Below are 22,631 nucleotides of genomic sequence, written 5' to 3' on the forward strand. Positions count from 1 at the left end.
GAACGAAAGAAGCCGGAGAATTTACACTCCATCCGCTCTCGTTATGGGACGGCTTTTTGCATGGATGTCGCTTCTGTTTACATTCCGTTTAAATTCATTGATTATGATGGACTCAACTTCACAAGTGGATAATATATAAGGAGCTGGGGATCAATGGATAGAGAAATAGAAGGAACGAAAGGGTCATTCGGAAATTGGCGGCAATTTTTACGCGTCATAAATGAGACAAAGCCATCGAAATTGATGTTATTTATTGCGTTGCTGATGAGTATTGGTTCAACTGCAGTCTCACTGGTAATACCGATGTTTACGAAGGGGATGGTAGACAACTTCTCCATGTCGAAGCTGGATACGATGCAGATTGTGGCGCTGGCCGCAGCTTTCATTATTCAGACGGTTGCTTCCGGTTTATCGATATACATGCTGAATCTTATCGGCCAACGGGTTGTAGCTGGATTGCGGGATCGATTGTGGAGGAAGCTCCTGATATTGCCCGTATCGTATTATGATGAGAACAAGACTGGTGAGACGGTAAGCCGAATTACGAATGATACCGGGATTGTGAAAGGGTTCATTACCGAGCATTTATCAAGCTTCTTCACGGGAATCGTTTCCGTGATCGGTTCATTTATCGTATTGCTGTACTTGGACTGGCAGATGACGGTCATTATGCTCGTTGTCATTCCACTCGCAGCACTGGTTTTACTCCCGCTTGGGAAACAAATGTTCAAAATATCAAAAGGCTTGCAGGATGAGACAGCGTCCTTCACTGCTGTATTAAGCCAAGTCCTGTCCGAGATTCGTCTCGTGAAAGCATCGAATGCAGAGTCCAGAGAATATGAGAACGGACGCAAGGGCATCAATAACTTGCTTCGTTTTGGCATTAAAGAGGGTGTCGTTCAGGCGTTGATCGCTCCGATCATGTCCTTTGTATTAATGGTCTTGCTTGTTGTTATCATCGGATATGGTGGAATGCGGGTATCCTCAGGCGTGTTGTCTGCGGGTGAGTTGGTTGCCTTCATTTTGTATCTGATCCAGATCGTGATGCCGATGAGTCAGCTCTCGATGTTCTTTACGCAGCTGCAGAAGGCAATTGGAGCAACGGATCATATGATCTCCATCTTCGATGCAGCAGAGGAAGATCATATACATGGCAAGCAGGTGGAACAAGCCGATCAACCGATACAAGTAGAGAATGTCCACTTTGCTTATGCTCAGGGTGAGCCTATACTAGAGGATGTAAGCTTCACGATTCCTGCTGGAAAAGTGACGGCAATCGTAGGTCCGAGCGGCGGTGGGAAGACCACACTGTTCTCGCTGTTCGAACGCTTCTATTTGCCAACCTCAGGGGCAATAAAGCTTGGAGAGGTGGATATTAACGAGTTCTCTCTCCAGTCTTGGAGGACTCAAATCGGTTATGTGTCACAGGAAAGTCCCCTTATCGATGGAACGATTCGTGAGAACATCTGCTATGGTATGAATCGTGAAGTGACGAACGAAGAACTGGAACATGCCGCGCAAATGGCATACGCAGACGGCTTCATCCAGGAGCTTGCCGAAGGGTATGAGACTCCTGTAGGAGAGCGGGGGCTTAAGCTGTCTGGCGGTCAGCGGCAGCGGATTGCCATTGCACGGGCACTGCTGCGCAACCCGCGTATCTTGATGCTCGATGAGGCAACATCCGCGCTGGACAGCAAATCAGAAATTGTTGTACAGAAGGCATTGAACAATCTGATGCAGGGCCGTACCACGCTCGTGATTGCACATCGATTGTCTACCGTAGTAGATGCAGATCAAATTTTGTTTGTCGAGAAGGGCCAGCTAACAGGCTGCGGCACCCATGCGACATTGTTCGAGACGCACGAAATGTACCGTGAATTCGCTGCACAGCAGCTCCGCATTCTGGATGAATCGGAGGAGGCTTGCTAGTAGGAAGAAAGGGGCGGTAATGAGTAGATGGCAACCATACTCGTCGTTGACGATGATCCACATATTCGCAAGCTAGTCACCGTATTTTTGCAGAAGGAGGGCTTCAAGACCATTGAAGCCCCTGATGGAGTTGAAGCTCTTACCCAGATGGAGAGCAATAAGGCGGACTTGGTTGTGCTCGATATTATGATGCCGAACATGGATGGGTGGGAATTGTGCCGTGAATTAAGGGCGCTGTATGATATCCCACTCCTTATGCTAACCGCTAAGGGCGAGACATCACAGAAGGTCAAAGGGTTCAACCTTGGAACAGACGATTATCTAGTGAAGCCTTTCGATCCGATGGAGCTTGTCGTTCGCGTCAGGGCGCTGCTCAAGCGGTACCAGATCGCTACATCAAAAATCGCTCAGTTCGGACGTATCGTCATGAACCAGCATACATTCGAAGTAACCACTAGCGATGCGACGTTTTCATTGCCTTTGAAGGAATTCGAACTATTATTCAAGCTGGGCGGATATCCAGGTAAAACCTTTTCCAGGGAACAATTGATAGAGGATATATGGGGGTATGACTACGAGGGCAATGAGCGGACAGTTGACGTGCATATTAATCGCTTGCGGGAGAGGTTCCCTGAGACTGAACATGGGTTCAAGATCAAGACGATTCGCGGGCTTGGCTATCGGCTAGAGGTACTCGAATGACGCTTCGTGAAGGGTACGCAGCCTTCAAGGCGACGAAGACAGGTCGTGTTGTGAAATTCATAACAGGAATGGCAACCATATTATTACTTATCCTGGCATCATGGTCATTATCGTATTTGATTAATCCTTACGTCATGAACTCGGTCGGTTGGAAGCAAGACAGCTATTGGGCTTTTCTCGTTCTATGCGTGATGGGACTGCTATTTTTCGTTGCGGTACTTGCAATCATATTTCCGTTTGTCCGCGTTAAGCACGTTAAGTTCTACCAATCCATTCTGGATGCGCTGAAGAAAATTTCCCAAGGGGAGTTTAATATCAGTATCCCGATGTATGAGGATTTTCGCGATGAATACGGATCTCTCGTTGACGGGATTCAACAAATGGCAGACAGCTTAGGGGAAATGGAGCAGATGCGGCAGGAGTTCATATCGAATGTCTCGCACGAGATTCAGTCACCATTGACCTCGATTCGCGGATTCGCACGTGCCTTACAGAGTGAGGAACTGAGCGAAGAAGAGCGTCTAAATTATCTTCAAATCATTGAAATGGAGACGATGAGACTATCCAAGCTTAGCGAGAATTTGCTCAAATTAACGTCACTGGAATCGGAGCACCATCCGATGGAAATGAAGCGCTATCGATTGGATCAGCAGCTTCGTAATATCGCGTTGATCAGCGAACCCCAATGGCTGGAGAAGCGTATCGAATTAGATTTGAATGTAGATAAAATGGAGATTACAGCGGATGAAGAGATGCTGAGTCAAGTATGGATGAACCTTGTGCATAATGCGATTAAGTTCACGCCTGAAGGTGGGGCTATTCATATCGAGGCGCGCATGTCTAATGGAACGGTTGAAGTGTGCATTACCGATAGTGGGATTGGGATTGATGAGGAGCATATTCCGCATTTATTTGAGCGGTTCTTCAAGGCAGATGTGTCTCGCAATCGTACCATCGCTGGTAATGGGCTGGGGCTGTCGATTGTGCAGAAGATCGTCCAGCTTCACTCCGGAGATATCCAAGTGTCAAGTAGGAAGGGAGAAGGGTCAACCTTCTGTGTGAAGCTTCCCTTAGACCCAAATGCGGCAGAATCATCTATCTTAGAAGCAGGAAGCGCCGGTTTACGCAAGTAGCGTGAGCGGCGCTTTTTTTAGTAGGTTTAGTTTTTCTTTCTTGGAATGGATAAGGTGCTCCATTCCTCGGACTTCAATTGCTTGGCAGCGTACACAATTTGGCCGACATGATAGGCGTAATGAGACACCTGGCGCTCGATGGCCTCCATGACAGTGTGCGGCTGCTGACGGATCGTCACCGTCTTGGTAAGATCGTCAACGGTTAGCGATTGAAGGGTATCCAGAAACACCTTCCATCCCTGGTTCCACACATCAAGGAGCATCTCACGACTCGTAATGCTGTCCTCGAATTCTCCATCTCGATTGCGATCGTCCTTCTCGCCGTCTGTAGTGAGGAAGTCCGTCCAGCGTGAGATCATATTGCCGCTCATATGCTTTACGATGACCGCGATGCTGTTCGAGTCCACATTGTAAGACCAGTTCCACTCTTCGTCCTCTAATTGTTCAAACGTTCGTTCACCCATCTTCTTCAATTCTACGAATCTTTTATTGACGACATGTAAATAATGCTGGGCGATCTGGCTTTCCGCTTGCAACACCATAGGAATCATCCTCCTCGAATGAACATCGTTACTATACGGCTACGGATCAACACGATATAATGAGTAGCATAGCAATTTCCTCTTGCTGGAAAGGTTACTTCGTATTATGCAATGAATATGAACTGTGGGCAATGGAAATGAGCAAATTTTTTTATAACAGAAGAGACGAAAGCGAAGCTTATCATACAGTTAGTTGTACTAAAAATGGGAATCATTCGTGTTAGAGGATCAATGAAGGGTTTGAATGAGACGAGAATGATGTGATGGAGGATAGGTAGATGGATCGACGAATAAAGCGACGCCTGTGCGCCTTATTGATTTGTTGTATCGTGTGCTGTATAGCCGTCATCGTATTTCTGTTCCAATTGAAGGGGAGTAAGGATTCTAACTATATGGGAGCGACTTTGTTCGCAGCAATGCTGTCACTCTTTTTTATAGTTGGCAACACGGCAGTGCTAATCAGTCTGTTTGCGCAGCGTCGGGCTAGGAGGAAAATACAATAGTACGTAGGCAGCAGCTTGGAGATTTTTCACCAAGCTGCTTTTTTGCATGTTGCACGAGTTGAAGCCATTCATTTATGGACATTCGACCGGCTAATCAGAGAATGTTATGATATTCTCAACACAATCGAAACGAAGCAACAACCTAGCAGCAACAACGGCATGAAAAGAAGGTGTGTGAACGTGTACTTTGATCGTGAAACGATTCGAAATAGATTGCATGCCCAATTGAAATCGAACGGGCACATTATTGGCGTAGCAGCCGGTGCAGGGATTTCGGCTAAATATGCGGTAAAGGGCGGCGCCGATTTCATTTTGGCATTGAATTCGGGGCGCTTCAGACAGATGGGCTTAAGCTCTCTAGGGGGACTGCTCCCATTTGGGAACTGCAATGAGCTCGTCATGGAATTTGGCTCGAAGGAAATTGTACCGCTCGTCAGAGAGGTACCGGTGATGTTCGGGTTATGCGCAACAGATCCGACAATTCAGTTGGAGGCGTACATTCAAGAAATTCAGAATAAAGGATTCTCGGGAATCAACAATTACCCTACCGTTGGACTGATTGGTGGACAATTCGGCGAGGCGCTAGAAGAAGCGGGTATCAGCTTCGAGTCGGAAGTGGAAGCGATCCGTATCGCAAGCGGGATGGGCATGTTCACGATTGCGTTCGTGTTCAACCGGGAACAGGCGCACCTGATGGCAGCAGCCGGTGCAGATGTAATCTGTGCTCACTTAGGATTTACGAAGGGCGGAGTATTAGGTGCGGCGAAGGTGCTCTCTTTGAAGGCAGCCGCAGACTTGGCGGCGCAGATTTTCCAAGTGAGCGATAAAATCAATCCGAATGTGATCAAGATGATCTATGGCGGTCCAGTCAATACGCCGGCTGATGTGAAATATATGTATGACAATACGAGCGCAGTCGGGTACTTGGGCGGCTCATCAATTGAGCGAATTCCTTCAGAAGCGGCGATCACGAAGACTGCGATTGATTTCAAGGAAGTTGGGGTAACGGAGCAAGACAAGCTGCTTCACAAAATGCTCGAAGGCGTGACGAAGCATTACGATTATGTGCAGTTCGTGAAGGAATACGTTGAGGCGAACTACATGCATGATATTTCGTTTGCAGAGCTGGCTCAGGTTGCACATCTGTCGAGAACCCATCTGAGTTATTTATTCAAGCAAGAGGTGGGTTGTACATTTCCAGAATACTTGACTAGATTCCGAATCAATAAGTCGATCGAGTTGATGAAGCAGCGTCATTTAGATTTGTCGGAGCTATCCGGCTTGGTTGGCTATAATGATTATGCGCACTTCAGCAAAATGTTCAAAAAGACAACGGGATTATCTCCAAGAGAATATCAACGACAATACAAAAACACATGAACATCGTACAAATATACATGAATCAGAATCGGAATCGCCCTATACTTGAATTGTAAGCCGGCTTAGGTAGTTCATATAGATCAGTACTTCATATACTTCCACTTCATAAGGAGGTTGTTATATTGAAAACAGTGGCGATAGTCGGTACGTTCGATTCCAAAGGAGAAGAGTTTTTGTATGTAAAGGAAATTCTAGAAGGGCTTGGATTGAATACGCTTACGATTCATAGTGGAGTATTTGATCCGATGTTCGTTCCCGATGTATCGAACGAGGAAGTGGCTAGAGAGGTGCAGGCGGATATTTATGAAATTGCCTCCAGGAAGGATCGCGCCTTAGCAACCGAAGTGTTGGCCCAAGGAATGGAGAAGCTGATTCCAAGGTTGTATTCGGAAGGGAAGTTCGATGGCATCCTCTCCTTCGGCGGTTCCGGTGGTACTTCTATTGTAACGCCAGGAATGAGAGCGTTGCCAATTGGGGTGCCGAAGATCATGGTATCGACGGTTGCTTCTGGCAACGTAGCGCAATACGTAGGCACAAGCGATATTATGATGTATCCATCGATCGTCGATGTGTCGGGCTTGAACTCGATCTCGACACGCATCTTTACGAATGCCGCACTTGCGATTGCTGGTATGGTGAAGGAAGAAGTAGCGGTGACGGTAGAGAAGAAGCCGCTAATTGCAGCCACGATGTTCGGTGTGACAACCCCTTGCGTCAATCATGCAAGAGAGTACTTGGAGAAGCATGGATATGAGGTTGTTGTCTTCCATGCGACAGGTGCAGGTGGGAAGACGATGGAACGCTTGATTGAATCCCACTATTTCGATGGTGTTCTGGATTTGACAACAACAGAATGGTGCGACGAACTGGTCGGGGGTGTGCTGAATGCTGGGCCGCATCGGCTGGAGGCCGCAGTGCGGGCTCAAGTGCCTCAGGTCGTATCGACGGGAGCGCTGGATATGGTGAACTTCGGGCCATTCGATTCCGTACCGGAGCAGTTCCAAAATCGTAATTTCTATAAGCATAATCCGACCGTAACGCTGATGCGAACCACGGTTGAAGAGAATATAGAGCTCGGTAAGATCATTGCCGATAAGCTGAATCAAGCAACTTCACCGACAGTGCTGATGCTGCCGTTGAAGGGGGTATCCGCACTGGATGTAGAAGGACAGCCATTCTACGGGACGGAAGAGGATAAGGCTTTATTCGATACACTTCGTACGCGGATCAATAAGGAAGCTGTAGAGCTTATCGAAATGAATGCAGACATCAATGACGAACAGTTCGCAATCGCAGCAGCTCAGAAGCTCATTGAGCTGATGAAGCACAGCAGCAGCGAAACTTACATCAAGGAGGAAGTACAATGAAACAATCACGCCAAGATATCATCAATAAATTGAAGCAACAAGTTGCCAATGGTGAAATGATACTCGGAGCTGGGGCCGGTACGGGGATTTCCGCGAAGAGTGGAGAAGCGGGCGGCGTTGACTTAATCATCATTTATAACTCAGGCAGATATAGAATGGCGGGACGCGGCTCACTTGCAGGACTGCTCCCTTATGGCGATGCTAACCAAATCGTAGTCGACATGGGCGCTGAGGTGCTGCCTGTCGTGAAGAATACGCCGGTACTTGCGGGTGTGTGCGGGACGGATCCGTTTCGCATCATGGAAGTGTTCCTGAAGCAATTGAAGGAACAGGGCTTCGCGGGTGTGCAGAACTTCCCGACAGTTGGACTGATTGACGGGGTATTTAGAGCGAACTTAGAGGAAACAGGCATGGGCTATGACCTAGAGGTAGATATGATTCGCCAAGCACATGAGCTCGGCATGCTGACGACGCCATACGTATTCGATGAAGAACAGGCGATTAAGATGGCGAAGGCCGGGGCTGACATTCTGGTTGCGCATATGGGTCTGACTACGAAGGGTACTATCGGAGCGAAGACAGCATTGACGCTTGATGATTGCGCGAAGAGAGTGCAGGCAATTGCCGACGCAGGTCGATCGGTTAATCCAGATATACTCGTTATCTGCCATGGAGGCCCGATCGCTGATCCGGAGGATGCGCAATATATCTTCGAACATACAACAGGCATCGATGGATTCTTCGGGGCGTCGAGTATCGAGCGTTTTGCTGCAGAAGTTGGAATCAGACAGCAAGCCGAAGCATTCAAGAATGTGAAGTTGAAGCAGCAATAGAACATAAGCATAGCGGGGGAGTGAGCGCTCTCATGCATCGTTCGTTGTGGTTTGCAGATCTCATTTTCGCATGAAGATGTTTGAATTTGAATATACAGCACATGTGCAATTTGCATATACAAAGGGGCTTGCTGCGCTTATGCAGCAAGCCCCTTTGTTATGTGTTGGTGTCTATCTTAGGCTTTGCGGCTTCCCAATACGCGGAATGCAATGACCGCTAGAATAGCGCCAACGAATGGTGCTGTTACGAACACCCACAGTTGGGACCATGCTTCGCCGCCGAGCAGTACAGCAGGCCCGAAGCTGCGGGCAGGGTTAACGGATGTTCCTGTCAATCCAATACCAAGAATGTGAACGAACGCAAGTGTAAGACCGATCACGATTCCGGCTACACTTCCCTTGCTTTCATCCGAAGTTACACCAAGAATGGCGTAAATGAACACGAACGTCAATACGATTTCGACAACGAATGCCATCATTGGTGTAATGCCGATGCCGTAACCAGCCCCGAATCCGTTCTGGCCAAGGTTCGTTACCGCAGTGCCCGTGGAATCAATGATTGCATACAGCAATCCAGCGCCTGCCACAGCCCCGATTGTTTGAGCGACAACATACCCGATGAAGTCTGTAACAGACATTTTTTTATTGAACAGCATGGCAAGTGAGACAGCTGGGTTGACGTGACATCCGCTGATTGGCCCGATTACATAGGCCAGCGCAATGATCGACAAGCCGAAGGCAAAGGCGATGCCGAGATTTCCGAGCTGTGCTCCTGCAGTTGCTGCGCTTCCGCAACCGAACAGAACGAGTACAAATGTACCGATAAGTTCGGAAAGATATTTTTTGATTGGTGAGTGCATGTAGTTCCTCCTTGTAATACTTACGAATTGTTATTGTCAATGACAAATACCATATACACCTTTGAAAACCATAAAGAAACATCCAATATTTTCTGAAAAGTCATTAAAAATGTCCTTTCTCTGTTAAGACTATGCGTCATTACAGCAAAAATATGTTGAATCCGATTCAGAAAAAGGGAATTTGTCTTACCTTTGAAGATATAACGCGAATAAAAGAGGAAAACGTAGGCTGATGGAGAAATTTATATCAGATCGAGGGGTGGGTAAGAATTCCAATTGGTAGGTAGCGAAATAGGAGAAAAGTTCCTTGAAAATGAAAGCGTCAAAACTTCAATTTCACTCAAGCAATATTATGAAACATGCACGACTACAAAAGGAGATTCAGTTAGAACTGCATTTCCATATACAACGAAGAAAACCCGCTACTGTCGACTATAAGATGATGAAGCGGGTTTTCATTTACCCATGGCAATTCATGTTGAAAAATTCATCTGAACAATCATGGGTTCACTTTATACAGAATAAAGGACATGACCGAAGGAGGTGATCCCTGTTAGTTAAATCCGTATCTAACCCAAAAGTTTGATTCGAAAGGAGAGATCAGAATGAAAAAAATGATGTTTGCGCTTTGCTTGATGCTGCTCATATTGACGTCTTTCAACTTTGGTAGCATGGACACCAAGGCGGCTGAGGGATCACGGGTTGCTCTCAGTAAACCTTCAAGTAGCGTACATGTTGGTGACACGTTCAAGTTGCAAGTGAGCGGTGAAAATTTCAATGATCTATTTGGTGTCGAGGTTTCGCTAACGTACGACCTCAAGGCTTTGCAGGTACTGGAGGTAAAGGCCGGTGACGGGTATGATACGTTTGGCGCTTACAAGGATGATGCCAATGAAGGGAAGCTTTATATCCCCGTGATGAGAAAACAGCTGCAAGGAATTCCGCAGGCATCTGTTCGCCTAGCAGAAATTACGTTTAAGGCGCTGCAGGGAAAACAGGCCGCTGTCGAGATTCAGCATGTGAAAGCCGTAAGCAGCGAAAGAGTTGTTAATGAGCAAGGATACAAAGATTTGAAAGTGCTTACATCTGGTGTAGGTGAAGCAATAACATTTACAATTTCGAAGAAGGATGACCGAGATCCGCCTCCGGGATCGGGGTCAGGTTCAGGATCGGGCACCACGAGCGGACAGACGGGTTCAAGCAAGGAGCCGGTTTGGAATATGGATGCCATATTGAAGGAAAAGGATCCGGTACGTGCTGCGGAAATGCTGCAAACCTTACTGAACGGGTTGAAATCGGAACCGGCTTCAGCGGACAAGGAGATGATGCAGAAAGCTGCATTATCCATCCTGGAGAAATTATCTTCCATTTCTATGAATAAAGAGGGCGTGGATACCTATGTGATTGCCCCAGAGGATCTGAGCAAGCGAAAAACACTGTTGGAGGACATAAAATTATCTCTGTCTCAATGGAAGATGAATACTGCGGAAATCAATAAAATCGAGCTCAATGCATTGTTGGAATATACGCTGGGCGGACGTGATGTCAATAAACTGGGCGTTTATCGTTATAACACGGCTACGGCTGCTTGGGAATATATCAGGGAAGCCCTCCATCAAGAGCAGGCTAGTAAATTCGGGCTGGTTGTAAAGCAGGCTGGGACATACCGTGTGATGGAATATACCAAGTCGTATGAAGATATCTCCGGCATTTATCCGGAAGCTCGATATGCAATTGAGGTTCTGACTGCGAAGCATATTGTGCAAGGGACATCGGAGACGTTATTTTCGCCTAGCAAAGCAGTGAACCGCGCTGAGCTTTCTTCCATGATCGTGAAAGCGCTGTCTTTGGATCGGCTTATAACGGATCGTACAGAAGAAGCTGCATATTCGGATGTTAGGAAAGGCGAGTGGTATTACGAAGACGTGGAAATAATGCACCAGCTTCAAATAACAAAAGGTTACGACGATGGCACATTCAAGCCGAATGAACCGGTGACCCGTGAGCAGATGGTCGTCATGATGATGAATGCATTACAAATCCTCGGTCAGGTTCAGGCCGGCAATGAGCAGGCTTCAGGCAATGCGTTTGCTGATCAAAATGCAATTAGTTCTTGGGCCAAATCGTCGGTAAATAAAGCAAAAGAAATGAAGATCATTTCAGGTACAGGGCAGAACCTATTTATGCCGAAGCAGTCTTCAAATCGTGCCGATACGGCCGTGTTGATTTGGAAAATGCATCAGCATGCGAAATAAGGGAGGGGAGTCGGTTATGTTGAACTCCGGATTGAAAAATGCTTGGAAAATGGGGAGAATTGCCGTGTTGGCTTTTCTAATCACCTTGCAGCCGTTAATGCTTGTTCCCGGAACCGCCGAGGCTTCTGGGGCAAGTAAAGATGCGATATTTGCCGGACAGGGCGGTGATCCAGTCGATCAGCCGATTGGTGAACCCGCTGATGGTGGGCCGACTGACGGATCTGGCATGGATAATGGTGAGCCTGGCGATGGTTCAGTTGATGTGCCATCCGATGGCAAAGATGGTGATCCGGCGGACGGTAAGGTTAAACAACCGCAGGAAGATCCGGTGGATGACTCCTTGATCCCAGAAGGAGAAGAAAAGGATCCGATGCTTGAACCTGTAGGGGCGGGCGAACTGGCTTCTCAAGAAATTCATGAAGTGAAACCACTCTTCAATAACGGGTTTGAAGAGACATTGAATGCGGATGGAACCATCCCGGGCTGGAGTATGTTTTTTGCTCCGAATGAAGGAACTTCCCATGAAATAACGCAGGATATGCGGTATTACGGCACTTCCAGCCTGAAGCTGGTAGATAAATCGAATACACTGCCGATTTATGTGCAGAGCGATCCGCGCCATGTAACGCCGGGCTATACGTATAACGGGTCGGCCATGATGTATATTGCCCCGAATGCAGGAAATGCGCCCGGAGCGAGCCTGGTGCTTCGTTTCTATGATGCAGCCGGGAAACAGGTCAATACGGATAAGGATGGCGAGAACATCGTTCATTTACGAACCGTCGGGTCGTGGACGCGGGTTACGGTAACGGGTATTGCTCCTTCCAATGCCGTAAATGCGAGATTAGCAGCTTCTATTTCTAACTACTTTACTGCGGAGTCAGGTGCTTTTTATGATGACTTCACTTTAACCTCACCGCAAGAAGAGAAAGCGCCAGGAACCTTGCATCTGCAAATGCCTACAGGCATTTCAGGCAGCCAGCAGCTTGAAGCCAAAATTATGCTGAGCCGAGGTCAGGACGTGCAGAAGGCATTTGGCAGCTTGCGTTATGATCCGACGGTGCTGGAGGTTGTGTATGCAGCCGTCGCAAGTGATTTTCATACAGGTGGGGAAGCAAAGCTGAATTGGAGTCATGAAGCGGGGGTTCTGAAATTCGAGGTATCCAAAACAGCGGGTTCTAGCGTCAGCGATGATAAACAGATCATAAATGTCACCTTTAAAGTTTTGGGTGAGCCAGATCGTGTTGATGTTACGCTTCTTACGGGCTCCGGGGTACAGGATTCAGAAGGTATCCAGAACAACAAGATTTATATCGGTACATCTGATGAACGAGCCAGCACCCAGATCCGAAGAGCAACTCTGGATGTGAACGGCGACGGGATGATTGATCTGTTTGATGTGATGGCTGTAGCCAAAATGGTCGGGCAAATGGCGACGGGGGACAACTGGAAATATGATATCAACAATGACGGCAGAATTGATCATGCGGATGTCGAGGCGCTGACCAACGCGATCCTGTCGAAGCTGCTGAATTTGGATGAAGGAGGACATGCTCTATGATACCACGCGGTATGAGAACCCGTTCAATTACTATGGCGCTTATCTTGGCACTGGGGCTAAGTACGCTATTGCCGATGGGGGCGCAGGCAGCCTCGGAGAAGGAGAGTAAATTGTCGAAATTAAAGTTTGGAACGCCCATAAATCTCGGTTATCCGATCCGTACCGTATCGATCAACGATGGCGTGATGGGAAAAGAAAATGGAAGGGATGTGCTGTACACAACAGCATCAACCACTCCTGCCGTATTTAACGTGATAGATGTCAAAAATAACGCGCTAATCCGTACTTTTGAGCTTGAAGGAGTCGCCCAATCGTGGAGACATGTCATTGCTCCCGACGGTACCGTTTATATTGGCACCAATACCGCATCAGGTACGGGGGAGCTGTGGAGCTACTCGCCGGCTACCAAGTCCGTTCAGAAGCTGAAGGTCATCGGGGGCGAGAAATCAGTATGGTCCATGACAACCGATCCAGAAGGAAATGTCTATATCGGCACCTATGATCATGGCAAGCTGTTCCGATATAATCCGAAGACCAAAGAATTAAAGGATTACGGGAGTTTACTTGCTAACCACAACTATATACGCTCCATGGCTTACGTTGATGGTTACCTTTATGCCGGCATGGCGCTTCCATTCGAAGTCGTGAAAGTGAACGTGAAGACGGGAGCTTCGGAAGTCATCTCCGACGCAGTACCGGGCATTCTTGGTGTAGAACATGAAAAACTGGAATTTGCCTATGATATGGCCGTAGTGGATAAATATCTGTTTGTCAAAGCAAGTGGAGAAGCAGGTTTAATGATGGTCTACTACAATCTGCAGGAACAGAAGTGGGAAGATAAATATATAGGTGTTGATCCAGTAAACGGTAAGGGAGTGATGAGCTATAACCAGATCCCTGTCGCGGAAGGCAAGGCTTATGTGCCAGCCCACGGAGGCATCTTGGAGGTTGATTTGTCGACGCTTGCGACGAGAAATACGGGAATTAGCTTTGCTACTTCCTTACGTGGGGCGGCATGGATCGATATGGGGGATCCTGAGCTAACCCCTGACCGCACGATCGTGACGATCCAGGCCAACGGCAAATTATCGGCGCTGGACGTGAAGAAAGGACTGCGCAAAGATCTGCCGGGCGTTGCCGCCAAAGGCGGACCGATTCCGATTCATAATATGGAGCGGGGAACGGATGGACGCCTGTATATGACCGCTTATCCCGGCGGGGTCGGAGGTGCGTTTGATCCGGTAACCCGTGAATCATCCAACTTCTTGATCGGACAAGCGGAAGGGATCGTATCTGCCGGAAATAAGGTATATTACGGGATATATCCTGGCGGGTACATTTATGAGACGGATATTTCCAATGGCAAAATGAGCGAGCCCAAGCAGCTGTTCCAGGTTGGATCAGGTCAAGATAGACCCTATAAGATGGAGTATGCGGACGGAAAGTTGCTGATCGGTACGATTCCGGACTATGGGCAATTGGGCGGAGCATTAACGATTTACGATTTGGCAAGCGGGGAAAAGCAGGTGTATCGCAATATCATCCAGGATCACAGCATTGTAGGTCTTGCCTATAAGGACGGTAAAATTTATGGTTCAACTACCAAATCTGGAGGATTAAACACAACGATGCCTGCGAATAACCCGGAAGTGTTTGTTTGGGATATCGCGAAAAAGGAAATAACGATGCATACACAGCTTACATCGTTGACTGGGCTTGGCAATCATCGGATGATCAGCGGGCTTACTATTGGACCGGACGGTTTGCTGTGGGGCGGCGTTGACGGCATACTTTTTGCATTGAATCCGGACGATCTTTCGGTCGTTAAGCAAAAAAACATATATCCCGATGTGAAGGATTACGGAATGTGGCGTCCGTATTATTCCCGCTGGGGTGAGGATGGTCTTCTGTATATCAGTCTGGCGAACAGGATGACGGTTGTGGATCCGGCCACGATGGAGTATCGTTCGTTAACTCCAAGCAACTTTGAGATGAGCTTCATGACACTTGCTAAGGACGCGGACGGACATGAACAAATCTATTACACGGATAAAACGAAATTAATGATGATCCCGATTTCCGAATCTGACAGCGTAAAGACGGTTGTGAGGAACGGCTGTTTCGGGGAACCGCTAAATGCGGATGGAACCATCCCAGGCTGGAGCAGCGCGGAAGCAGGAACGGAAGTTGAGTATAGCCTTTCGCAGGAACAGAGCTTTTGTGGAGAACAAGGGCAAAGCTTGAAGATTATTGACAAGTCACAAAGCAATAAAGGAATCGGCAGCTATCTTAGCGATCCGATTCCAGTCGTCCGCGGCGGCGAATATACGGCTTCGGCGAAACTCTATATCGAGCAGGGACTGATTGAAGGCTTGAGAACGGATGACTCCGGCATCGTTTTATATTTCTATGATAAATCCGGTGCCCGGATCAGTACGGTAGCAGGCACGATAATTAAAGGCATGCCACAAAAAGAATGGATCGACATTTCAGCGACCGGCACTGCTCCAGAACAAGCGGTTTTCGCACGAATATCCCTATATTCTTCAGCGTGGAACATGATGGTCGGATATTATGACCAAGTGACCTTTGAAGGACAGTCTCCGGGCGGGCTGCAATTGAAGGCTGTGGGCGAAGTGTCCGTCGGAGATACGTTTGATGTGATCTTGCAGGCCAAGGACGTTACCGACCTGTATGCGGTGCAGGCAGCATTGGCATTTGACCCCGCCCTGTTCGAAGTGGTGGATGTTCGGATGGCAGACGGGTTCGGTTCCACATCTACCGCTTATCTGGGTTGGAACCAAGACGGTGCGAAGGGCAAAGTCAACATCATTGCTACTCAGTTAGGAGATCGAGCACTAGGCGGCAACGTGGATATTGCGCATATAACCATAAAGGCGAAGCAATTTGGCGATCCGGCGGAAGTGGTGCTTACCAAACAGTCGTTCTTTACCGACAAAAATGGAGATGTGACCAAACTGTCTTATATGCTCTCGGAAGATGAGAAGCTTGGCATCCGATTCGCTTACGATGTAGAAGATTTCAACAAAGACCATAGAGTAGACGCTCAGGATATCGCGCTCATTGCCAAGCAATTGGGCAAGAAGCTTGACGACAGCAACCGAATGATGGACTTGAACGGAGATGGAATCATTGATATCAGCGATATTGCACTGGTCGTATTGAAATCGCTAGAGTCCGTGAACTAGGGTTCTGCCATCTGAGCAGCCCTTTCTCAACAAGGCGCCCCTTCTTTCGGTTGAATGCCGGAAAAGGGGCGCTGTCTCATCTATGAGTACATCAATGAGATGTTTATAGTACGTTGTTACGACTAGTTTTGGGCGGGCGATAGATAAAAAGACCAAACGAACGAAATCATACGCTTGGCCCTTTTATTTTAATAGACTTGATTCAAACTAACCATCCCAAGACTACCGTAAGAACCTTCCCCTTTAAGGACATAAGATCCTGCACTAAGGTATCCAACTGAAATCTCGACAGGACTTGGGGAAGTGGGGCCAATATTCACGGTAAACTTGCCAGTCTAATACTCTATTTTTTCCACAGATTAGCAACATAATGAATACACTGTTACATACGAATCAAAATTTTTCAAAATTATGTTGGATAATATTTATAGACAAAAGATCTGGGTAACATCGAATAATTAATAGATCAATTGGAACGAAGTGGGATATGGATTTATAATTATGAAGGGGGGCAATCATTAACAGGATACTGATCTGACGCGATTGTCACTAATATCTGCCCTGTAGAGTGTGATCTTTCAGGAAGCTGGTTCGAAAAAATGCTTTTGAAGTTTTGACAGGATGAGGTGCCAATATGGAACAGGTCATTATTGATTCATATAACCCTGAATGGATAAGAAGGTATGAAGAAGAACGAAAAAAGATAATGGAAGCCGTCGCGGACATAGGTTTGGCGGTTGAGCATATCGGAAGCACGTCGGTGCCGGGGCTCAGTGCCAAGCCAGTCATTGATATGATGCTTGGTGTACGGGAATTAGAAGATATGAAGGCGAAGCACATCGAACGATTGCTGGAGATTGGTTATGAATATGTGCATAAGCCAGATTTCCCTGAACGATTGTTTTTTCGCAGGGGACAGTGGAGAGCGGGCACAGAACATCTGCATGTCTATCTGTATAATGGGGAGAATTGGAAGGACAATATCCGATTCCGCAATTATTTACAGATGCGCCGGGATGCAAGGGAGCAGTATATGCAGCTTAAGCATGCTTTAGCTGTACAATTTCCGCATGATCGCGTTCAATACACAGCGGGGAAGTCTGATTTCATACAAGGCATCATTAACATGGCGCGTAGGGAAAATGTGAATCTGGATTAAGGTTGGGTAAAGTTTTATTTATATTGTTCTTTCACAAGCAATCTCCCACTTTAAGCGGTATATTGAAGGTATATCGATGGACGGTAAATGGATGTGATTCTATTTGGCTTAACGAAGGAAGAATTTGTGCAGAATGAGCGGGAGTGTAATAGAAAGGAAAAATCAAAAAACAGGAATTGTTGCGTAGGGAAGAAAAGGTTATTCCTTTGTAAAATATCGTATAAAACCAATAGGGAGTAGGATATGTAGTGACCATTCGTTTAGCTGAAAAGTTGGAGTTACCACACATCATGAAGCTCTTCTCACAGTGCACAGCACATATGATTGCTCAAGGAATCGATCAATGGGATGAACATTATCCCAACGTGGAAGTGGTAGAACAAAGCATAGCCAGTGGGTCAATGTATGCCTATTTTAAGGATGATTTGATTTGTGGAGTCATTACCTTGCACAGCAGTCAGCCTACCGAGTATGAGACGATTCAATGGCAGTCTGGTCAGGATGCGAAGTGTCTTGTTGTTTATCGCCTTGGGGTTGATCCGGAATTGCAGGGACTAGGGATAGCAACGAAATTAATGGGCTTTGCAGAGTGGTATGCAGGCAACCATTCTCTATCTAGCATCCGATTAGATTGCTATTCCAAAAATGAAAGGGCTTTATCGTTCTATCAACATTTACAATATGAAATAAGAGGAACGGTTATTTTTCCACATTCGGATGTCCCGTTTTACTGCTTAGAGAAGAGAATTCGTTAACATCCCTATCAATAAAAACGAAAAGAGGGGGATACATACATATGATAATTGAACTTGAGCGCGAGCAATTTTATACATGTACGGATTTAGTGAATTGCACTACGATGCTGGAACCGAAGGCAATCGTTGCAGGCAACAACCCCGGCAGAATATTTGCCGATCACCCGGAATCGCCGCGATCCGCAATGGTGTGGCAGGGCAATTTAGACGGTTTTTTATTTGTTGGTGACGCTACTAATGCATCCTTCAATAGGGACATAAGAGTCTATATGGATGAAGTGTTACGTGAAGAAGCGCTGGGATTAGGATTGGAGTGGGCAGAATGCATCGGCACTCATCCAAGTTGGAATCAAGCGATTGAGCACATATTTGCCGATCGAGAGTTGTCCTCATGGACATCTTATGTATATTCGCTAATGTTGCCGGATTACAAGCAAGATGCAATCCAATTGCCTGACGGTGATTATACGGTGGTTCAAGTTACCGAGGAACTGCTGCAAAATAAGAATATTCGGAATCATTCTTTTCTCGAATCAAGGGTTCAGGACTTCTGGGAATCTACGGAGCAGTTTCTACAAGAAGGCGGTGGTTTTTGTGTGATGCACAATGAGACCGTCGCAAGCTTGTGCATGACCGGATTCCGATACCGTCATATTCATGCGCTAGGAATTGACACGATAGAACAATATCGTGGACGCAAGCTTGCGCAGATTGCAGTTCGTGCGTATGCGGAGCATTTGTTTTCCCAAGGACAATCGATGTGCTGGGACTGTACAGCATCGAATAAGCCGTCGAGTGCAATTGCAGAGCGAATAGGGTTCCAGAGAGAAATGAGCTACAAGGGATATCAATATAAGCTGCAGTAGGGAACGTACTTTCTATTATGTAAACCAGGAGGCTGATGATGAATGACGCAATTATCACATCGAATGCAGCGTGAGATTACGAAGCAAGTACAGATAAATTATCTATTATATTTGCCTGACAAGTATGAAGAGGAACCTGCGGTGAAATGGCCATTGCTGCTCTTCCTGCATGGGGCTGGCGAGAGAGGGAACGACATCGAATTAGTGAAGCGGCATGGTCCGCCGAAGTTGGCTGAGAAGGGAGAGAAACTCCCTTTTGTTATCGTCTCTCCACAATGCCCGGAAGAATCATTATGGGAAATCGAACGCGATGCGCTTATTGCTTTGCTGGATGACGTATGCGAAACCTATCGTATTGATGAAAGAAAGATCTATGTAACTGGTCTGAGTATGGGGGGAGTTGGAACATGGTTCTTGGCCGCAAATTACCCCAATAAGTTCGCAGCGATTGCGCCGATCTGTGGCGGGGGAAACCCAAAACAGGCAGTACAGCTCACGCATACACCAATCTGGGCATTCCATGGTGCGAAAGATGCTATCATACCTGCTGAAAAATCGAACGAAATGGTGGATGCGGCGAACGCAGCAGGGGGCAATGCCAAGTTAACCATCTATCCGAATGCCAATCATGATGCATGGACGGAAACCTATCAAAATCCAGAGTTATATCAATGGCTCCTAAGCCATTCCAAGCCTGCTTCATCAAGCGAAGCGAATGAGAAATAAGTTATGTCGATGAACGAGCATCCATGATCTTTTCCGGCTGCCTATCCGGTTTATTCCAATAGATTATCTTCATTAGGAGGAACGAAGACATGTCAAAGGAAGTAAATCTGCATGACCTTGAACAGCGCATAACGGAGGTAGAGAAGCAGCTTGAGAGAAATCAGAGGTTTATTCGAGGGTTCAAGTATGTAATCATTGCAGTCATCGTTATTTTCCTTGTTACATTCGGAATCGGAGTCATTCAGTTTATTAGTGCAGGCTCTGCATAGATGAATGAATCATTTATTCACACAGTAGATTGTTAGAACAAGAATGATAGATATAGAAAATTACACGACAGAGAAGGTTGTTGAATCGAACATGGAATCATTATCTACATGGATTATCGAAGCAGATATATCAAGTATGCAGGCGGCAATGAATGCGGGAGAACTGACCGCGGAAGAGCTGGTTAACGTCTATTTGGAACGTATCCGTAAGGTTGATTCGGAGCTTCGTTCCATTTTGGAAGTAAATCCGGATGCGATTGCAATTGCACGTGAACTTGACAAGGAACGGCAAGAACGGGGATGTCGTGGGATGCTTCATGGCATCCCCATTGTATTGAAGGATAATATCGATACACAGGACAAGCTGCACACAAGTGCAGGTTCGATCGCACTGGCGGAATGGATCGCACCAGAAGATTCTTACGTAGCAGCACGTCTGCGTGAGGCGGGCGCGATCATTCTTGGGAAGGCAAATATGACCGAATGGGCAAATTTTATGTCAAGCACAATGTGGGCGGGCTACAGTTCACGAGGAGGGCTAACGCTTAATCCATACGGGCCAGGCGAATTATTTGTTGGCGGGTCGAGCTCGGGTTCGGCTGTTGCGGTAGCGGCGAATTTAACAGCTGCTGCAATTGGAACGGAGACGTCAGGTTCGATTATTTCTCCATCCAGTCAAAATGGTATCGTGGGAATTAAGCCGACATTAGGTCTCGTCAGCCGCAGCGGAATTATTCCGATTACGATGAGTCAGGATACGGCTGGACCGATGGGGCGAACCGTAAGAGATGCAGCCATAGTGCTGGGTGCGATAACGGGGGTCGACGAGACAGATGCATGTACGCAGACGAGTAAGTCTCGATCATATCGCGACTATACACCATTTTTAGATGAGAGCTTCTTCGGGCAGGCGCGAATAGGGATTCCAAGATTTTATTATCAGGACTTGGATGAAGCGAGGCTAGCGATAATCGAGTCTGCCATCGAGGTGCTGAGAAGCAAGGGTGCAACCATCATTGATCCGGTAGAGCTGTCTTGTGAGCATGTGAAATGGGATTCCAATGTACTTCGATATGAATTCAAAAAAGCGCTGAATGACTATCTAGGTAGATTGGATATTACGATGCCTGTCCATTCTCTTGCAGAGGTTATTGCGTACAATGAAGCGCACGCAGACATTGCCTTGAAATACGGTCAAAATGTGCTCCTACTGGCGGAAGAGACAAGTGGAACGCTAACGGAGCCAGAATACCATGCTAGCCTCAATCGCAATCAGGAGATGGCTCGCAAAGGCATCGACGAAGTCTTGAGTAAGCATGAATTGGATGCACTGTTCTTCCTAGGCAATGAGCATGGCGCTGATCTGGCTGCTCGAGCCGGGTATCCATCCATCACCATCCCGGCGGGATATGCCGAGTCTGGGATTATAGCACCTGGGGGCTATACGACGAAAGGGCCGCAAGGAGTTACCTTTGTCGGAAGGGCTTATGCGGAACCGACTTTGCTGAGACTGGCCTATGGTTATGAGCAGGCGACGAAGCATCGGGTTGCTCCTCAGTTAGAAAAATAATGGGGATATCCCTTCTGTAGAGGACAGGGTGTTGTATATTTATTCATTGAAGGCGATAGAGAATGATACGAATTGTATCCATGCGCCATGTATAATGAGCAAAATAGCTGGAATATTGATCCTGCTCTACAGTCTCGAAACTGTGTGAATAGTATTACGATACCTACTAGAGTTAGAGGTGGATTGGAAATGGAAAGCGGCATTGCATCCGAAGAGCTAATCAATGAGATCGAACAATCCGAAATCAATTACATGTGGGATCGCATGCTTGCGATTCAGCAGAAATCAGGCAATCCCGAGGCTGTAGAACTGGAACAAATTGGGGAAGCTGCGTGCTACTTTAGTGCTGGAATGCCTTGGCCGTCCTTCAACACGATAAAAGGATGCAGAGGAGCGGATATAGACCGAATCGAAGATATGATGAAGTTCTTCACGGATCACGGAGGGAAGCCGCAGTTCGAAATTGTGCCCGGGATGGTGGACGCTCCATTTCTGAAGCGGTTGTCGGAGCGCGGCATGTATCCCTCTGGTCATCATACATCCATGTATTACGAGATAGAGCCGAAGGCGTTTGAAGAAAAGTGGGTGGATGATCAGCGCATTCGCGTAGCTGAGCTGCAAGAAGACGATTTCGAAATGTATGCCACGATTCATTGCAAGGGAACTGGATTACCGGACAGCGGAATCCCGCATGTCGCGATGAATAATCGAATTTTATATCATCGACCGGGCTGGAAGTTCTATGTCGCTTATGTTGATCAGCAGCCTGCCGCTGCAGGGGTCATGCATATGCACAACAGTATTGCCTCCTTGACATTTGCGGCGACCTTACCGGAATATCGTAGGCTCGGATTACAGAACCGGCTGTTGAAACATAGAATCGCAGAAGCAGCAAAGAGTGGCTGCCGGTTGGCCGTTAGCCAGTGCGCATTTCTATCACCAAGCCATCGTAATATGGAGCGGGTAGGAATGAAGATGGGTTACGTACGAACTACATGGACGAGCAAATAGA

General features: G+C 47.1%; 19 protein-coding genes. 17 read left to right on the forward strand and 2 right to left on the reverse strand.

Annotated elements, in window-relative coordinates:
- Window positions 1-153 precede the first annotated feature (153 nt).
- The 3 genes from BLS15_RS23380 to BLS15_RS23390 are packed head-to-tail and all read left to right on the forward strand — an operon-like array spanning window position 154 to window position 3,764.
- Window positions 154-1,929: an ABC transporter ATP-binding protein gene (locus BLS15_RS23380; RefSeq protein ID WP_090513965.1), complete on the forward strand. Its 1,776-nt coding sequence runs from the start codon at window positions 154-156 to the stop codon at window positions 1,927-1,929.
- A gap of 27 nt (window positions 1,930-1,956) precedes the next feature.
- On the forward strand, window positions 1,957-2,631 hold the full coding sequence (locus BLS15_RS23385; protein ID WP_065290563.1) for a response regulator transcription factor: 675 nt from the start codon (window positions 1,957-1,959) through the stop codon (window positions 2,629-2,631).
- A complete protein-coding gene (locus BLS15_RS23390) occupies window positions 2,628-3,764 on the forward strand; it encodes a sensor histidine kinase (RefSeq protein ID WP_254777394.1) in 1,137 nt (378 codons plus the stop codon). Before BLS15_RS23385 ends, BLS15_RS23390 begins: the two co-directional genes overlap by 4 nt.
- A gap of 26 nt (window positions 3,765-3,790) precedes the next feature.
- On the opposite strand, the gene BLS15_RS23395 is transcribed toward BLS15_RS23390, so the two are convergent.
- Window positions 3,791-4,306, reverse strand: a complete 516-nt coding sequence (locus BLS15_RS23395) for a DUF1572 family protein (protein ID WP_090513968.1) — start codon at window positions 4,304-4,306, stop codon at window positions 3,791-3,793.
- Between the two features lie 278 nt (window positions 4,307-4,584).
- On the opposite strand from BLS15_RS23395, the gene BLS15_RS23400 reads away from it, so the two are divergent.
- From BLS15_RS23400 to BLS15_RS23415, 4 genes are all read left to right on the forward strand, one after another.
- A complete protein-coding gene (locus tag BLS15_RS23400; RefSeq protein WP_021255134.1) occupies window positions 4,585-4,809 on the forward strand; it encodes a hypothetical protein in 225 nt (74 codons plus the stop codon).
- A gap of 180 nt (window positions 4,810-4,989) precedes the next feature.
- Window positions 4,990-6,189 (forward strand): phosphoenolpyruvate hydrolase family protein, encoded by a 1,200-nt coding sequence (locus tag BLS15_RS23405; protein ID WP_090514048.1) that lies wholly within the window; start codon window positions 4,990-4,992, stop codon window positions 6,187-6,189.
- Window positions 6,190-6,311: 122 nt separating this feature from the next.
- Window positions 6,312-7,556, forward strand: a complete 1,245-nt coding sequence (locus BLS15_RS23410; RefSeq protein WP_021255132.1) for a Tm-1-like ATP-binding domain-containing protein — start codon at window positions 6,312-6,314, stop codon at window positions 7,554-7,556.
- Window positions 7,553-8,389, forward strand: a complete 837-nt coding sequence (locus BLS15_RS23415; RefSeq protein WP_021255131.1) for a phosphoenolpyruvate hydrolase family protein — start codon at window positions 7,553-7,555, stop codon at window positions 8,387-8,389. The genes BLS15_RS23410 and BLS15_RS23415 overlap by 4 nt, the downstream gene beginning before the upstream one ends.
- A 176-nt stretch (window positions 8,390-8,565) precedes the next feature.
- Here the strand turns inward: BLS15_RS23415 and BLS15_RS23420 are convergent, their stop codons facing one another.
- Complete coding sequence (locus BLS15_RS23420) at window positions 8,566-9,249, reverse strand: MIP/aquaporin family protein (RefSeq protein WP_021255130.1); 684 nt, start codon at window positions 9,247-9,249, stop codon at window positions 8,566-8,568.
- Window positions 9,250-9,854: 605 nt separating this feature from the next.
- On the opposite strand from BLS15_RS23420, the gene BLS15_RS23430 reads away from it, so the two are divergent.
- The 10 genes from BLS15_RS23430 (at window position 9,855) to BLS15_RS23475 (ending at window position 22,630) form a co-directional block, all read left to right on the forward strand.
- Window positions 9,855-11,504, forward strand: coding sequence for an S-layer homology domain-containing protein (locus BLS15_RS23430; protein ID WP_090513974.1), 1,650 nt, complete (start codon window positions 9,855-9,857; stop codon window positions 11,502-11,504).
- A gap of 16 nt (window positions 11,505-11,520) precedes the next feature.
- Window positions 11,521-13,065 carry a dockerin type I domain-containing protein gene (locus BLS15_RS23435; RefSeq protein ID WP_090513976.1) on the forward strand — a complete coding sequence of 515 codons (1,545 nt, stop codon included), beginning with the start codon at window positions 11,521-11,523 and terminating at the stop codon, window positions 13,063-13,065.
- Window positions 13,062-16,274, forward strand: a complete 3,213-nt coding sequence (locus BLS15_RS23440) for a cohesin domain-containing protein (protein ID WP_090513979.1) — start codon at window positions 13,062-13,064, stop codon at window positions 16,272-16,274. Before BLS15_RS23435 ends, BLS15_RS23440 begins: the two co-directional genes overlap by 4 nt.
- Before the next feature lie 634 nt (window positions 16,275-16,908).
- Complete coding sequence (locus tag BLS15_RS23445; protein WP_021255125.1) at window positions 16,909-17,433, forward strand: GrpB family protein; 525 nt, start codon at window positions 16,909-16,911, stop codon at window positions 17,431-17,433.
- Window positions 17,434-17,681: 248 nt separating this feature from the next.
- Window positions 17,682-18,188, forward strand: coding sequence for a GNAT family N-acetyltransferase (locus tag BLS15_RS23450; protein ID WP_028531559.1), 507 nt, complete (start codon window positions 17,682-17,684; stop codon window positions 18,186-18,188).
- A 41-nt stretch (window positions 18,189-18,229) separates the two neighbouring features.
- Window positions 18,230-19,054 carry a GNAT family N-acetyltransferase gene (locus BLS15_RS23455; RefSeq protein WP_090513982.1) on the forward strand — a complete coding sequence of 275 codons (825 nt, stop codon included), beginning with the start codon at window positions 18,230-18,232 and terminating at the stop codon, window positions 19,052-19,054.
- Between the two features lie 42 nt (window positions 19,055-19,096).
- Window positions 19,097-19,780 (forward strand): carboxylesterase family protein, encoded by a 684-nt coding sequence (locus BLS15_RS23460; protein WP_090513985.1) that lies wholly within the window; start codon window positions 19,097-19,099, stop codon window positions 19,778-19,780.
- Between the two features lie 89 nt (window positions 19,781-19,869).
- A complete protein-coding gene (locus tag BLS15_RS23465) occupies window positions 19,870-20,049 on the forward strand; it encodes a hypothetical protein (protein ID WP_090513989.1) in 180 nt (59 codons plus the stop codon).
- A 91-nt stretch (window positions 20,050-20,140) separates the two neighbouring features.
- Window positions 20,141-21,619, forward strand: a complete 1,479-nt coding sequence (locus BLS15_RS23470; protein WP_090513992.1) for an amidase family protein — start codon at window positions 20,141-20,143, stop codon at window positions 21,617-21,619.
- 189 nt (window positions 21,620-21,808) lie between these two features.
- Window positions 21,809-22,630 carry a GNAT family N-acetyltransferase gene (locus tag BLS15_RS23475; RefSeq protein WP_090513995.1) on the forward strand — a complete coding sequence of 274 codons (822 nt, stop codon included), beginning with the start codon at window positions 21,809-21,811 and terminating at the stop codon, window positions 22,628-22,630.
- Window position 22,631 lies beyond the last annotated feature (1 nt).

The sequence above is a fragment of the Paenibacillus sp. cl6col genome (assembly GCF_900102125.1).
GTDB lineage: Bacteria > Bacillota > Bacilli > Paenibacillales > Paenibacillaceae > Paenibacillus_B > Paenibacillus_B suaedae.

Excerpts from the sequence above, each read along its gene's own strand:
- BLS15_RS23380 (WP_090513965.1), top strand. The coding sequence starts at position 154 with ATGGATAGAGAAATAGAAGGAACGAAAGGGTCATTCGGAAATTGGCGG.
- BLS15_RS23385 (WP_065290563.1), top strand. The coding sequence starts at position 1,957 with ATGGCAACCATACTCGTCGTTGACGATGATCCACATATTCGCAAGCTA.
- BLS15_RS23390 (WP_254777394.1), top strand. The coding sequence starts at position 2,628 with ATGACGCTTCGTGAAGGGTACGCAGCCTTCAAGGCGACGAAGACAGGT.
- BLS15_RS23395 (WP_090513968.1), bottom strand. The coding sequence starts at position 4,306 with ATGGTGTTGCAAGCGGAAAGCCAGATCGCCCAGCATTATTTACATGTC.
- BLS15_RS23400 (WP_021255134.1), top strand. The coding sequence starts at position 4,585 with ATGGATCGACGAATAAAGCGACGCCTGTGCGCCTTATTGATTTGTTGT.
- BLS15_RS23415 (WP_021255131.1), top strand. The coding sequence starts at position 7,553 with ATGAAACAATCACGCCAAGATATCATCAATAAATTGAAGCAACAAGTT.
- BLS15_RS23420 (WP_021255130.1), bottom strand. The coding sequence starts at position 9,249 with ATGCACTCACCAATCAAAAAATATCTTTCCGAACTTATCGGTACATTT.
- BLS15_RS23430 (WP_090513974.1), top strand. The coding sequence starts at position 9,855 with ATGAAAAAAATGATGTTTGCGCTTTGCTTGATGCTGCTCATATTGACG.
- BLS15_RS23435 (WP_090513976.1), top strand. The coding sequence starts at position 11,521 with ATGTTGAACTCCGGATTGAAAAATGCTTGGAAAATGGGGAGAATTGCC.
- BLS15_RS23440 (WP_090513979.1), top strand. The coding sequence starts at position 13,062 with ATGATACCACGCGGTATGAGAACCCGTTCAATTACTATGGCGCTTATC.
- BLS15_RS23445 (WP_021255125.1), top strand. The coding sequence starts at position 16,909 with ATGGAACAGGTCATTATTGATTCATATAACCCTGAATGGATAAGAAGG.
- BLS15_RS23455 (WP_090513982.1), top strand. The coding sequence starts at position 18,230 with ATGATAATTGAACTTGAGCGCGAGCAATTTTATACATGTACGGATTTA.
- BLS15_RS23460 (WP_090513985.1), top strand. The coding sequence starts at position 19,097 with ATGACGCAATTATCACATCGAATGCAGCGTGAGATTACGAAGCAAGTA.
- BLS15_RS23465 (WP_090513989.1), top strand. The coding sequence starts at position 19,870 with ATGTCAAAGGAAGTAAATCTGCATGACCTTGAACAGCGCATAACGGAG.
- BLS15_RS23470 (WP_090513992.1), top strand. The coding sequence starts at position 20,141 with ATGGAATCATTATCTACATGGATTATCGAAGCAGATATATCAAGTATG.
- BLS15_RS23475 (WP_090513995.1), top strand. The coding sequence starts at position 21,809 with ATGGAAAGCGGCATTGCATCCGAAGAGCTAATCAATGAGATCGAACAA.